The organism is Microbacterium sp. ARD31 (assembly GCF_031844425.1).
The window spans coordinates 1-11,918 of sequence record NZ_JAUZVE010000099.1 but is presented as its reverse complement, the minus strand read 5'-3'; the positions used below and the strand labels follow the sequence as shown (position 1 = coordinate 11,918).

Below are 11,918 nucleotides of genomic sequence, written 5' to 3'. Positions count from 1 at the left end.
ACGACGTACGACGCCGAGCGCCGGCAGCACGCCGAGGACGAACGCGCCGACCACGTTGATCACCAGCGTCGGCCAGGGGAGCAGGCCGGGCGACGTCGAGGTGTCGACGGCATGGCGCAGCAGTGCACCGGCGGCACCTCCGGCGGCGACCAGGAGCAGGTCGGTGCCGGTCAGCCGGGGGGCGCTCACCCGACCTGGCTTGCGGACGGCGAGTCGTCGCCGCGGCCCGTCCAGGGCGTGGCCTCGGCGCCGTCGAGCTGGTGCACCAGCTCGCCCAGCAGCCAGTTCTGCAGCTCGCGCTGGCGCGGGGTGCGGGCCATGGAGAGCAGGCGCTCGGCGCGGCAGAAGGCGTCGGCCACGTCGAACATCTCGGTCATGGTGACGAAGATGGGCGCCGCCTCGCGGACCATCGCGAAGGACAGGTCGACCCGCGGGCGACCGGCCTTCTCCGCGGCCCGCATCTGCTCGCGGTAGGTGTCGGGGAACTGGCGCTCGAAGCTGCTGAACATCGCCGTGAGGTCGCCGGCGAGCGGGTAGTCGGACTGGTGGGAGAGGGAGAGCAGCCGCAGCTCGCGGCGCAGCTCGTTGTACTGCCGGTGGAGCGAGGTGTAGAGCGGCATGTCGACCCCCAGGAGGCGCACGGCCACGGCCGCCTCGCTGGTCGGCTCGGTGTCGGTGACGTCGTGGTGGTCGATGACCCACTCGGCGGCGTCCTGGTCGCGCATGTGGGTCGCCGGCTCGAACCAGACGATCTTGCCGTCGTTCTCGATCGTGGCGCCCCACGCGACGGCGCACTGCGCCACCATGGACAGGCCCCGCCCGAAGGTGAGCAGCAGGTCGAGGTCGTCGTCGCCGGGCATCGGGGTGGGTGGCACCGGAGGGCTGGTCGACCCGTCGGCCACCTCGATGCGCGGGTGGCTGGCAGTGCCCCGGACGCGCACCTTGAAGGGCGCGTTGGCGTGGATGATCGCGTTGGCCACGAGCTCCGAGACGCCCAGCTCCGCGCACTCGACCAGGTCCGCGCGCTCGAGCCGCTGGCAGATGTCGCCCACCCAGCGCCTGGCGTCGGCCGCGGCGCGCGGCGACGGTGCCAGGGTCAGCTCGGAAGTCAGCGGCACTGAGAGCCTTTTCGAGGATGTGGATAGTCCAGCGGGGCATCACTACCCGGTCCAGCCTTGGCCAAACCTTGTCGTGACTCTAACTTCTCGGAGGTCCCGGTGAGCCGTGTGAGCAACCAGACGCGTACGGCGTTTCGCGTCCGATGATGCACAAGAGGACAATGGGTACACAGGAGATGGACCTACGACCCTAGGAGCTTCCATGGCCACGACGCAGGCGACCCGCCACAAGGTGGTCGTGATCGGTTCGGGCTTCGGCGGCCTGTTCGGCACCAAGGCGCTGCGCCGGGCCGACGTGGACGTCACGGTCATCGCCAAGACGACCCACCACCTCTTCCAGCCGCTGCTCTACCAGGTCGCGACCGGCATCCTGAGCGAGGGCGAGATCGCGCCGCCGACCCGCGAGGTGCTCAGCGGCCAGGACAACGCCAAGGTCATCCTCGGTGAGGTCACCGCCATCGACCTCGAGGCCCGCACGGTCACCTCGCAGGTGCTCGGCCGCGACACGGTCACGTCCTACGACTCGCTCATCGTCGCGGCCGGCGCCAGCCAGTCCTACTTCGGCAACGACCACTTCGCCGAGTTCGCCCCCGGGATGAAGAGCATCGACGACGCCCTCGAGCTGCGCGGCCGCATCTTCGGCGCCTTCGAGATGGCCGAGCTCGGCGCCACCCGCGGCGACGACGTGGACCACCTGCTCACCTTCGTGGTGGTGGGTGCCGGTCCGACCGGCGTGGAGATGGCCGGCCAGATCGCCGAGCTCGCCCACAACACCCTGCGCAAGGACTTCCGCGCGATCAACACCCGCCAGGCTCGCGTCGTCCTCGTCGACGCCGCCCCGCAGGTGCTGCCCCCGTTCGGCGCCAAGCTCGGCGAGAAGGCCAAGCGCGAGCTGGAGAAGCTCGGCGTCGAGGTGATGCTCGGCGGCATGGTCACCGAGGTCGACGAGCGGGGCCTCGAGGTGAAGTTCAAGGACGGCCGCGTCGAGCGGATCAACTCCGTGGCCAAGATCTGGGCTGCCGGGGTGCAGGCCAACCCCCTCGGCAAGACGCTCTCGGAGCAGACGGGCGCCCCGCTCGACCGGGCCGGCCGGATCGCGGTCAACCCCGACCTCACCCTGCCCGGCCACCCGGAGGTCTTCGTGGTCGGCGACATGATCGCCCTCGACAACCTCCCGGGTGTCGCGCAGGTCGCCATCCAGGGCGCGAAGTACGCCGCCAAGGAGATCCGCAACCGGGTGGAGGGCAAGCAGCCCCAGGAGCCGTTCAAGTACTTCGACAAGGGGTCGATGGCGATCATCAGCCGCTTCCGGGCGGTCGCGATGGTCGGCAAGCTGCGGCTCACCGGCGTCGTCGCCTGGCTGATGTGGCTGGGCGTGCACCTCGTCTACCTCACCGGCTTCAAGAACCAGGTGTCCGCGCTGATGCGCTGGGCGATCACCTTCGTCAGCAACAACCGCTCCGAGCGCACCACGACCGAGCAGCAGATCTTCGCCCGCGCGGCCCTGGCGCGGCTGCGGCGCGGGGCCGCCGACCTGGTGTCCGACCCCGGCATCTACGACGCCACCCGGGCGATGCTGGAGGAGACCCGTCGCCAGGAGCTGGAGGCGGCCGCGGTCCGCGAGGCCGAGCTCACCGACTCCGGCGTCCGCGGCGTGCCGGCCGACCGCGTCGGCGGCGCCTGACCGGTCAGCGGGCTGTGTAGACCTCACTGAGCGGGGCCACGTCGAGCTCGGCGCCGCGCACGTGCCGGTCGAGGACGGTCACGATCGCTCGGCGCATCCCAGTCACCCGGTCCTCGTGCTCGAGGAGCAGGTGCGCGGGGTAGGTCACGCCGAAGTACCCGCTGGCCTTGCGCCCGACCACCCGGGTCGCGTCGGTGAAGCTGACCACCAGGTCCGTCGACCCCCGGGCGTCGCGGTAGGCGCCGACCCACTCGGCGACAGCGGGGTCTGAGTCGACCACCTCTGCCCAGGCTCGCGACAGGGCCTCGTCCCAGCCGTCGACCTCGACCCGGGTCCCGCCCAGTACGTCGGCGAGCTCGGCCAGGTCGCCGAGCCACGGGTCGGGTCCGGTCACCTTCCGGTAGAGCGACTCGCTGATCCAGGCGCAGCTGAAGGGGCGGGAGCGGACGACGTCGTCAGGCGCGGTCATGGGCGGAGGGTATCGACTCCCCAGCGCCGGAGCGGGTCCCGGACGACGAGCCCGGGACCCGCTGCGTCGTCTCAGCGCAGGGGGTCGAACGCCACCAGCTCGGGTGGCGTGGATCCCGAGGCGATCCGCCGGGCGAGGAGCTTGCCGGTCAACGGGCCCAGGGCGATGCCCCACATGCCGTGCCCGCCGGCGACGAACACCGCCCGTGCCCGCGTCCGGCCGATCAGGGGCAGCCCGTCGGCCGTGCAGGGCCGGGAGCCGACCCACTCGTCGCGCCGATCGTCGAGGTCGACGCCGTCGAGCAGCGGACGGGCGGCCTCCACGATCGCCTCGATGCGCCGCTGGTCGAGGGCGGCGTCAGGTGCGCGGAACTCCATCATCCCGGCGACCCGCAGGCGCGGCCCGTCGGCACCCGCGAGGGGCGTGCACGCCACCCGCTGGGCGGGGAAGTAGACGGGAGTCTGCGGCAGCCGCTCCCCCCTGACGCTGAAGGAGTAGCCGCGTCCCGCCTGCAACGGCTGTCGTACGCCGAGCTGGCGGGCGAGGTGCCCCACCCACGCGCCGCTGGCGAGGACCACGTGGTCGTAGCCACCCTCGCGGTGCTGCTCCCGGGTGGTGACGTAGGCCCCCCGCGCAGTCTCGCTCACGCGGTCGACGGTGGCGCCCTCCAGGAGCAGCCCGCCGCGGTCCACGAAGGACGCCGCGAGGGCCGCGAGGAACTGGGGCGGGTCGAGGTAGCGCTGGTCGTGCAGCAGCACCGCGGAGGCGACCGACGGCGACAGCGACGGCTCCACCACGCGCGCCTCCGGTCCGGAGAGGACGTCGTACTTCACGTCCTGTCCGGCGTCGCGGATCTGCTCGAGCTCGTGGACGAACGGGTCCTGGTCCTCGAGGCGGGCGAAGCCGGCGACGAAGGGGTGGGCCTCGTGGATCGCGGAGGCGACACCGCCCGCGGTGAGCTCGTCGAAGGCCGCCAGGGCCTGGCGGTTCATGGGCTCGTAGGCACGCATCCCGAGACCCCACCGGCGGGCGGTGCTGTGCCGGGCGAAGCCGGCGAGGAACCGGAGCAGGCGGGGGTCGGGTCGCAGGGGCAGGTAGACCGGCGACGACGGTCGGCCGACCGCGCGGACGCCGTAGCGCAGCACGGCAGGCTCCGGGAGGGGTGCGGTCAGGGCGGGGGTCAGCCAGCCGGCGTTGCCCCACGAGGAGCCGGCGGCGACGTGGTCGCGCTCGTAGACGGTGACGTGGAAGCCGTGCTCCTGGAGGAACCAGGCGGTCGAGAGGCCGACCATGCCGGCTCCGACGACGGCGACGCGCTGTGACACGGGATCAACTTCCTGGGGTTGTTGGGCCGACGTGGGAGGCGGTCAGCGGAGGCCGGGGTCGCAGGCGGTGCAGACCGTCTGCCAGGGCTCGCGCTCGAGCGCCTTCGGTGGGAGCGGGGACGCGCAGCGGGCGCAGGCTCCGTAGGTGCCGGCGCGGACGCGGGACCGGGCCTCCCGGACCTGCTCGACGTAGCGGGCGACGATGCGGCGGTGCGCGGCGGCGACCACGTTGTCGGGGCTCTGGGGCAGCGCGTCGAACTGGGCCCGGCGGGCGCGCTCGATGCGCGCGAGGTGGTCGTCCACGTCGGCGAGGGTCGGTGGCAGGCCGTCCTCGAGCTGGGGCAGGGCGACCAACCGGGCCGCCGGGCCGACGTCCCTGTCCGGACGCCGCCGGACGTCGGGGACGGGCGTGCGGTGCGAGGGCAGGGGTGAGGTGGTGGGCAGGGGCATGGTGCCGTCCTTCGGGCAGCGCCGCGCGACCCCGGTCCGGGGTGCGCGAGGGGGACGGGTGCCGCGACGCGTCGCACCCGGGAGCAGGTCAGCTCACCGGGCGGGCGGGGCGCGGTCGACGCTGCGGCGCAGCACGTCGAGACCGCTGATGCCGCGGGCTTCCTCGCTCAGCTCGATCGCGAGCAGGACGGCCCCGGACGGCACGTGGGAGGGCAGGTGGCTGCGGTCGGCCGTCAGCGCCGCACCGAGCTCCACCTGCGTCTCCATGCCTCGGACCCTAGGCAAGGTCCGTGCGCAAAGCCAGTCGGCGACGCCCCTCAGGGGCGGGCAGCGGGCGGCAGGTCCGCCTCCGGTGCCGCGGCGGCGCCGGTCAGGTCCTCGGGCAGCTGGAGCACCTGCTCGCGGCACCAGTGGGACACCTCGCGCGTGCCCGCCAGCACGTCGTCGCGGAACGACGCCCACGGCTCCCACGTCGCGTCGGCGACCTCGTCGGGGTCGAGCCGGAGCGCGTCCGGGTCGGCCAGCCGGGCGGTGAACACCGGGCACATCTCGTTCTCGACGACCCCGTCCTGCTCGGCGCGGTAGCGGAAGGCCGGGAGCACGAGGCGGAGGTCGTCCACCTCGACGCCGAGCTCCTGGCGGACGCGGCGGCGTACGGCGTCGGCGAGCCCCTCGCCGGGTGCAGGGTGGCCGCAGCAGGCGTTGGTCCACACGCCGGGGAAGGTGCGCTTGTGGAGCGCCCGCCGGGTGACGAGCACGCGGCCCTGGTCGTCGACGAGGTAGCAGGAGAACGCGAGGTGCAGCGGGGTGTCGGCGTGGTGCACCGACGCCTTGTCCTGGGTGCCGACGGCCCGGCCGTCCTCGTCGAGCAGGACGACCGTCTCGGTGGGGGTGGCGACGGCGCTGCTGCTCGTGGGCGTGGTGGTCATGCGGACTCCTCGATCGGTGGGTGGTCCTGGCGGAGGGCGGTCACGGCCCGGCCGGCGAGCGTGCCGACGACCGCGACGAGCCAGCCGGCGAGGACGTCGACGACGTAGTGCTCCCCGGTGTAGACGAGCGTGGCCGCCATGGCGAGGGCGTAGGCCGCGAGGAGCAGGCGCGCGAGACGGCCAGCGGACGACCACAGGAAGAGCGCGACGAGCAGCGCCGCTGCGGCGTGGAGCGACGGCATGGCCGCCACCGGGTTGCTGGCGGACTGGCCCAGCTCGGTCAGCCGCGCGACGACGTCGAGGTGCAGCCACTCCCAGCCGAGGCCGGAGACGCGTGCGACGTCGCCGATGCGGTCCTGCTCGGCGGCGAGCCACGGCGGGGCTGCGGGGTAGGCGACGTAGCCGGCGATCCCGACCAGCGTCATCGCGAGCACCGCCGCCACCCACTCGCGGAACCGGTCGCGCAGCCGGAACCACGCCACGGCCGTGAGCAGCGGGATCGTGACGAAGTGCGTGACGTAGACGAGCGCGGCCACCGCGTCGTACCAGTGCGGGGTGCCGTCGACCAACCGGGCCTGGAGCCAGACGGTCGGGACCGTGCCCAGGAGCGTCTCGTCGGCGCGCGCCGGGCCGAGGACGTGGAGCGGGGCCCCGAGCCGGTTGGTCGAGGCGCCGTCACCGGTGCCGAGCGGGGCGGTGATCCACTGCGCGACCCAGTAGGCCACCAGGATCGTGCTGAGGGGCGACCAGGCGATCAGCAGCTGGGCGACGGGCCCGTGCCGCGTCTGCTCCCCCAGTGAGGGGTCAACCGGCTTTGCAGGGGCGGTCCGGGGTCGTGCCTCGGTGCTCATCGCAGCCCCCCTCGGCGCTCGAGGCGGCCCAGCAGCGGCTGGAGGCGGAAGCGGTTGTAGCGCTGGATGAGGATGAACGGCAGGTTGACCAGCACGCCGTAGGCCACGAGGAGCGCCGACGGCAGCGGCGGGTTCCAGAGCAGGAAGAGCGGCGAGCACGCCATCGCCCACCAGTGGGCGAGCTCGGCTCGACGGGTCTCGCGGACGAAGAGGGCCAGCCCTGCGACGTCGCGGCCCGGGAGCTCGCGCTTGCTGATGCCGCCGTCGAAGAGCGCGCCGGCCTCGGGGAGCCGGTCCTTCCAGCGGTGGATGCGCAGGACGCGGCGGTAGAACCGTCCGCCGTCCTCGAAGCGGCGCGGGCGCAGCCACCAGCCGTCGCGCGCCAGGCGCTGGTCGGTGAGGCGGTGCGCGGCGTAGCCGGTGCCGGCGTGGAAGACGCCCCAGGCGACGACGTCGACCGCGATCGTGGCCCAGACCGGCATGACGTAGCGCAGCATCAGCCCACCTCGCGCGCGGGGCGGTCGTCGCGCAGGTCGACGACGCGCCCGCGCCACCGCACCGAGCGGCGGACGACGGTGAGCAGAGCGGAGCGGGCGAAGACGAGGTCGAAGGCGAGCAGCGGCAGGGGGAACAGCGCCCACGTCCACCAGCGGAACGAGCCGGCCCGGCGCAGCAGTGCCCGCAGCTGCCCGGCCGTGAGGAGCCAGCCGAGCGTCCAGACGAGCGGGCTGCCGGCGGCCAGGTCGCGGCCGACCGCGGCCCCGGCCAGGGAGAGCAGGGCGCCGGCCGCCACCGCGTGGTGGGCGCAGATCCAGAGCACGGTCCCCAGCGACGCGCGCGGAGCCGCCGCCGCGGCCCCGGAGGCGATGTTCTTGGTCCAGCCGGACACCAGCTGGCGCAGGCCGCCGGGATAGCTGCGCATCGTCACTGCCGGGCCGCCCACGGCGCACGTCACGGGCAGGCCGGAGGCGTCGTACTCGTGGGCGAGGCGTACGTCGTCGAGGATCTCGCCGCGGACGGCCGCGTGGCCCCCGACCGCGAGGTAGTCGTCGCGGGAGGTGAGCAGGCACGGGCCGAACGCCATCGGCCGGCGCGACGGCCCGGCGCTGAACGCGTCGCTCGACATCAGCGCGACGACGTTGAAGTAGGCCGACAGCTGCTCGTAGGGCTGCTCGACGCGGTGGTGGGGCTGCACCGACACCAGTCCGCCGTGGCGGGCGTGCAGCTCGAGCAGGCCGGCGAGCGCGTCGGGGGCGAGGACGGTGTCGGCGTCGAGGAAGAGCAGCAGGTCGCCGGTCGTGCCACCGGCGCCGACGTGGCAGGCCCACGCCTTGCCGGTCCAGCCCACGGGCGGGGCGCCCGCAGCGAGCACCCGTGCGCCGCCGTCGCGCGCCACCTCCGCCGTGCGGTCGGTGGAGCCGTCGTCCACGACCACGACCTCCACGACCGGCACCGTCGAGCCGCGCAGCGCGGCCAGGAGGGCGGGCAGGGTCTGCTCCTCGTCGCGTGCCGGCACCACCACCGAAACGGTCGGACGTCCGGTCGCCCCGGACCGCGACGTCGGCACTGCCCGCAGGTCGCGGAGCAGCAGCAGCGGGACCGCCGCGGCCGCCAGGAGGAGGACCAGCAGCACCAAGTCAGTCACGGCGCTCCGCCCGGAGCCGGGTGAGGAGCAGCGGCATCCCGCCCTCGGGGTGCACGGCCACCTGCGCCTGCGGCCGCGGTCGGCGCCAGCCGTCGGGGACGGCGACCCGGTGGGTGGTGAGCAGCCGGTCGAGCACGACCGCCATCTCGCCGATCGCGAACTCGCGGCCGATGCACAGCCGCGGCCCGAGGCCGAACGGCAGGTAGCCCGAGCGGCCCGCGCCGGGGTCGAGGAACCGCTCGGGTCGGAACGCCAGCGGGTCGGGCCAGAGGTCCGCCCGCCGGTGGACGACCCACGGGCTGATGATCGCGAGGGTGCCCTCCGGGACGTCGGTGCCGCCGAGGGAGTCCGGGCCGATCGAGCGGCGCGAGATCGCCCACGCCGGCGGGTAGAGGCGCAGCGCCTCGTCGATGACCGCCCGCGTCCACGGGAGCCGGTCGCGGTGGTCGAGCATCGACACCGGTGCGGGCAGCCCCGCGAGCTCGGCGCGGGCGCGCTCCTGGGCGTCGGGGTGCTCGGCCAGCAGCATCAGGGTCCAGGTCAGCGCGGCGGCGACCGTCTCGTGGCCGGCGATGACCATGGTGACGAGCTCGTCGCGCACCTCGACGTCGGTCAGCCCGCTGTCGAGGAGCAGGCCGAGCAGGTCGTCGCCGTACGCCGCCCCGCTGCCGGCGCGGCCGTGGGATCGTCGTTCGGCCACCAGCTGGGCGGTGATGGCGTCGAGGCGTCGCCGGGTCAGCCGCAGCCGGACGTTGGTGGGGGAGGGCGCCCACCTGGCGGTCGGCATGACCGAGCGACCGAGCCTGACCACCAGCTCCGCGGCGTCGCTCGTCGCGTCGAGCAGCTGCTGGGCGTGCCCGGTCAGGTCGGCGGAGAACAGCGCGCGCCCCACGGCGTCGAGGCCGACGCGGTGGGTGAGCGCGGCGACGTCGACCACGCGGCCGGTCCCCGGGACGAGGCCCGCCAGGCCGGCCGCCAGCGCGGTGTCGGCGGCGGCGCGCACCTCGTCGCTGACCGCCTCGAGCCGCTGGTGGTGGAAGGCGGGTGCGGCGGTGCGCCGGTGCTCGATCCAGCTCGGCTCGGCCGAGGCCAGCAGGCCCTGGCCGGTGACGCGGGCCAGGGCGCCGTACTGGACGGTCTTCTTGTTCCAGTTGCGGGCGGAGACCTGCAGGACGTGCCGCACCTCGTCGGGGTCGTTCACGAGGAGGGCGGGGGCGCCGGGCACGGGGAAGGACACGCGGTCGCCGTAGTGCGCGGTGACCTGCTCGAGGAACGTCAGCGGGTCGCGGCGCACCGACCGGAAGGCGCGCGCCATGTCGCCGGGTGTGGGTCCGGGGACACCGATGTCGGTGGGCTGCATGGACTGCAGGCGGGTGGCGACGGTCATCGCGCCTCCTCCCGCCGGGAGCGACCCAGCCAGGTCCACGCGACACACGACGTCAGGACCAGCCCGAAGCCGAAGAGCAGGTCCTCGACGGGGGCGAAGAGGATGCGCCACTCGCCGAGGAGCACGACGCGCTCGTTGCCGAGGATGGTGCGGGGGTCGTACTGCACGATGCGCCGACCGGTGAGCCACCCGTTGGTGAGCAGCTGGAAGAACACGATGATCGCGTAGGCCGACCACCAGTCGCGGGTGCCGGTGATCCGGGTGCGCGCGACCCACCGGTCGATCACGACCGCGATCGGCACGCAGAGCACGGCGAGGAGGGTGTAGCTCATCGCTCGGCCACCCTCCGTCGCGCGACCTTGACGGCCTCGAAGGTCAGCACCGACACGATCGGGATGACCACGAAGAACGCGATCTCCTCGAGCGGCAGTCCGGCGACCCGGGGTGGCAGCGTCTGGTCGGCGTCGAACCACCAGTGGCCGGCGTGCGTGGCGTAGAGGTCCCAGACCAGGAACGGCGTCCCGGCCAGCACGACGGCCAGCGCGAGCCGCCGGGGCTGGCGCAGCACCGACAGCCGGAAGGCCGGGACCAGAGGCAGGGTCCCGGCCAGGCAGAACGCCAGCATCGCGAGGTAGGCCCAGTGCGGAAGGCTCATTCGGTGTGTCTCACCCGCTCACCGGGAGGACCGAGCGGTCGCCCGTGAGTCGCTTGAGGACGAGCTCGGCGCTGATCAGGCACATCGGCAGGCCGACGCCGGGGACCGTGCTGGCGCCGGCGTAGAGCAGCCCGTCGACCTTGCCCGAGGTGTTGCCGGGCCGGAAGAACGCGCTCTGCCGCAGGGTGTGCTCGAGGCCCAGGGCGCCGCCGCGCCACGAGTGGTAGCGGGCGGCGAAGTCCTCGGGCCCGAGCGTGTGCCGGACCAGGATCCGCTCGCGCAGGTCGGGGATGCCGGCCCACCCGGCGACTTGGTCGATCGCCGCGTCCGCCGCGCGCTCGACCGCCTCCGAGCCCTGGCCGTCGTCGCCGCCCCGCCCTATCGACACGTCGGCAGGCACCGGAACCAGGACGAAGAGGTTCTCGCAGCCCTCCGGTGCGACGCTGGGGTCGGTCTCGGACGGCTTGCAGACGTAGATCGACGCCGGGTCGGGCACCCGCGCCTCGGCGCCGAAGATGTCACCGAAGTTCGCACCCCAGTCGCGGGTGAAGAACAGCGAGTGGTGGGGCAGCTGCGGGAGCCGGCCCTCCACCCCGAGCATCGCCAGGACGGCGCCGGGACCGGGGGAGCGGTCGCGCCAGGTGCGCTCGGGGTGGGTCTGCAGGTCCGGCTCCAGCAGCGCCGTCTCGAGGTGGTGCAGGTCCGCGGCGCCGACGACCGTGTCGGCGAGGATCGTGCCGTCGCGGCCTCCGGGACCGGCGTATGCGATGCCCTGCACCTCGGCGCGCCCGCGCGGTCCGCGCCGGGTGAGGATGCGGGTGACCTCCGTGCCCGTGTGCAGGCGGGCGCCGTGCTTCTCGGCGAGCGTGGCGATGACCTCGATGAGGCGCGTGAAGCCGCCCATCGGGTAGAGCACGCGGTCGCCGAGGTCGAGGTGGCTCATCAGGTGGTACATGCTCGGCGCCCGGCTCGGGGACGAGCCGAGGAACACCGCCGGGTAGCCCAGGACCTGCCGGATCCGCGGGTCGCTGAACCGCGCGGCGACGTGGCTCTCCAGCGAGCGGGTCAGCAGCCGGCCGAGCGTCGGCGTGCGGCGTACGACGTCGGGGTGCAGGAACGCGGACGGGGAGTCGAAGTTGCTGTAGAGGAACCGGCGCAGCGCCACGTCGTAGGTCTCCCCGGCCGACGCGAGGTAGTCGTCGAAGCGACGGCCCGCGCCGGGCTCGAGGGACTCGAAGAGGGCGCGGTTGTGCGCCCGGTCGGGGCGTACGTCGACCGGGTCGGGGTCGTCCTGGAAGAACACGCGGTAGCTGGGGTCGAGCTCGATCAGGTCGAGCTCGGCCTCCGCGGACGTGCCGAGGAGCTCGAAGAAGTGGTCGAAGACCTCGGGCATGAGGTACCACGA

The 11,918-nt window shown here is 73.8% G+C and carries 15 protein-coding genes; 1 reads left to right on the top strand and 14 read right to left on the bottom strand.

Going from position 1 to position 11,918, the window contains the following annotated elements; genetic code table 11:
• Positions 1 to 189: CrcB family protein (locus Q9S36_RS50625; protein WP_396653988.1), on the bottom strand; the 189-nt coding region annotated here is incomplete at its 3' end.
• Entirely contained in the window at positions 186 to 1,118 is a 933-nt protein-coding gene (locus tag Q9S36_RS50620) for an ATP-binding protein (RefSeq protein WP_311292296.1), read from the bottom strand. The genes Q9S36_RS50620 and Q9S36_RS50625, both read right to left, overlap by 4 nt.
• A 202-nt stretch (positions 1,119 to 1,320) precedes the next feature.
• Here Q9S36_RS50620 and Q9S36_RS50615 point away from each other — a divergent pair, with 202 nt between their 5' ends.
• Positions 1,321 to 2,802, top strand: a complete 1,482-nt coding sequence (locus Q9S36_RS50615; RefSeq protein ID WP_311292295.1) for an NAD(P)/FAD-dependent oxidoreductase — start codon at positions 1,321 to 1,323, stop codon at positions 2,800 to 2,802.
• Between the two features lie 4 nt (positions 2,803 to 2,806).
• Here Q9S36_RS50615 and Q9S36_RS50610 read toward each other — a convergent pair whose 3' ends face one another.
• The 12 genes from Q9S36_RS50610 to crtI all read right to left on the bottom strand — a co-directional run.
• A complete protein-coding gene (locus Q9S36_RS50610; protein WP_311292294.1) occupies positions 2,807 to 3,271 on the bottom strand; it encodes a hypothetical protein in 465 nt (154 codons plus the stop codon).
• Between the two features lie 71 nt (positions 3,272 to 3,342).
• On the bottom strand, positions 3,343 to 4,596 hold the full coding sequence (locus Q9S36_RS50605) for an FAD-dependent oxidoreductase (protein WP_311292293.1): 1,254 nt from the start codon (positions 4,594 to 4,596) through the stop codon (positions 3,343 to 3,345).
• 42 nt (positions 4,597 to 4,638) lie between these two features.
• A complete protein-coding gene (locus Q9S36_RS50600) occupies positions 4,639 to 5,046 on the bottom strand; it encodes a hypothetical protein (RefSeq protein WP_311292292.1) in 408 nt (135 codons plus the stop codon).
• A 93-nt stretch (positions 5,047 to 5,139) separates the two neighbouring features.
• The gene (locus Q9S36_RS50595; protein ID WP_311292291.1) at positions 5,140 to 5,313 is read right to left on the bottom strand and encodes a hypothetical protein; all 174 of its coding nucleotides are present in this window, start codon (positions 5,311 to 5,313) and stop codon (positions 5,140 to 5,142) included.
• A gap of 50 nt (positions 5,314 to 5,363) precedes the next feature.
• Positions 5,364 to 5,975, bottom strand: coding sequence for an isopentenyl-diphosphate Delta-isomerase (gene idi, locus Q9S36_RS50590; RefSeq protein ID WP_311292290.1), 612 nt, complete (start codon positions 5,973 to 5,975; stop codon positions 5,364 to 5,366).
• Positions 5,972 to 6,826: a phosphatase PAP2 family protein gene (locus Q9S36_RS50585; protein WP_311292289.1), complete on the bottom strand. Its 855-nt coding sequence runs from the start codon at positions 6,824 to 6,826 to the stop codon at positions 5,972 to 5,974. Before Q9S36_RS50585 ends, idi begins: the two co-directional genes overlap by 4 nt.
• Entirely contained in the window at positions 6,823 to 7,323 is a 501-nt protein-coding gene (locus tag Q9S36_RS50580; protein WP_311292288.1) for a hypothetical protein, read from the bottom strand. Before Q9S36_RS50580 ends, Q9S36_RS50585 begins: the two co-directional genes overlap by 4 nt.
• Positions 7,323 to 8,471, bottom strand: a complete 1,149-nt coding sequence (locus Q9S36_RS50575; protein WP_311292287.1) for a glycosyltransferase — start codon at positions 8,469 to 8,471, stop codon at positions 7,323 to 7,325. The genes Q9S36_RS50580 and Q9S36_RS50575 overlap by 1 nt, the downstream gene beginning before the upstream one ends.
• A complete protein-coding gene (locus Q9S36_RS50570; protein WP_311292286.1) occupies positions 8,464 to 9,858 on the bottom strand; it encodes a cytochrome P450 in 1,395 nt (464 codons plus the stop codon). Before Q9S36_RS50570 ends, Q9S36_RS50575 begins: the two co-directional genes overlap by 8 nt.
• A complete protein-coding gene (locus Q9S36_RS50565) occupies positions 9,855 to 10,190 on the bottom strand; it encodes a lycopene cyclase domain-containing protein (RefSeq protein WP_311292285.1) in 336 nt (111 codons plus the stop codon). Before Q9S36_RS50565 ends, Q9S36_RS50570 begins: the two co-directional genes overlap by 4 nt.
• Complete coding sequence (locus tag Q9S36_RS50560) at positions 10,187 to 10,513, bottom strand: lycopene cyclase domain-containing protein (protein ID WP_311292284.1); 327 nt, start codon at positions 10,511 to 10,513, stop codon at positions 10,187 to 10,189. Before Q9S36_RS50560 ends, Q9S36_RS50565 begins: the two co-directional genes overlap by 4 nt.
• A 10-nt stretch (positions 10,514 to 10,523) precedes the next feature.
• Positions 10,524 to 11,918: phytoene desaturase family protein (gene crtI, locus Q9S36_RS50555; RefSeq protein WP_311292283.1), on the bottom strand; the 1,395-nt coding region annotated here is incomplete at its 5' end.

Excerpts from the sequence above, each read along its gene's own strand:
- Q9S36_RS50615 (WP_311292295.1), top strand. The coding sequence starts at position 1,321 with ATGGCCACGACGCAGGCGACCCGCCACAAGGTGGTCGTGATCGGTTCG.
- Q9S36_RS50610 (WP_311292294.1), bottom strand. The coding sequence starts at position 3,271 with ATGACCGCGCCTGACGACGTCGTCCGCTCCCGCCCCTTCAGCTGCGCC.
- Q9S36_RS50600 (WP_311292292.1), bottom strand. The coding sequence starts at position 5,046 with ATGCCCCTGCCCACCACCTCACCCCTGCCCTCGCACCGCACGCCCGTC.
- Q9S36_RS50595 (WP_311292291.1), bottom strand. The coding sequence starts at position 5,313 with ATGGAGACGCAGGTGGAGCTCGGTGCGGCGCTGACGGCCGACCGCAGC.
- idi (WP_311292290.1), bottom strand. The coding sequence starts at position 5,975 with ATGACCACCACGCCCACGAGCAGCAGCGCCGTCGCCACCCCCACCGAG.
- Q9S36_RS50585 (WP_311292289.1), bottom strand. The coding sequence starts at position 6,826 with ATGAGCACCGAGGCACGACCCCGGACCGCCCCTGCAAAGCCGGTTGAC.
- Q9S36_RS50580 (WP_311292288.1), bottom strand. The coding sequence starts at position 7,323 with ATGCTGCGCTACGTCATGCCGGTCTGGGCCACGATCGCGGTCGACGTC.
- Q9S36_RS50570 (WP_311292286.1), bottom strand. The coding sequence starts at position 9,858 with ATGACCGTCGCCACCCGCCTGCAGTCCATGCAGCCCACCGACATCGGT.
- Q9S36_RS50565 (WP_311292285.1), bottom strand. The coding sequence starts at position 10,190 with ATGAGCTACACCCTCCTCGCCGTGCTCTGCGTGCCGATCGCGGTCGTG.
- Q9S36_RS50560 (WP_311292284.1), bottom strand. The coding sequence starts at position 10,513 with ATGAGCCTTCCGCACTGGGCCTACCTCGCGATGCTGGCGTTCTGCCTG.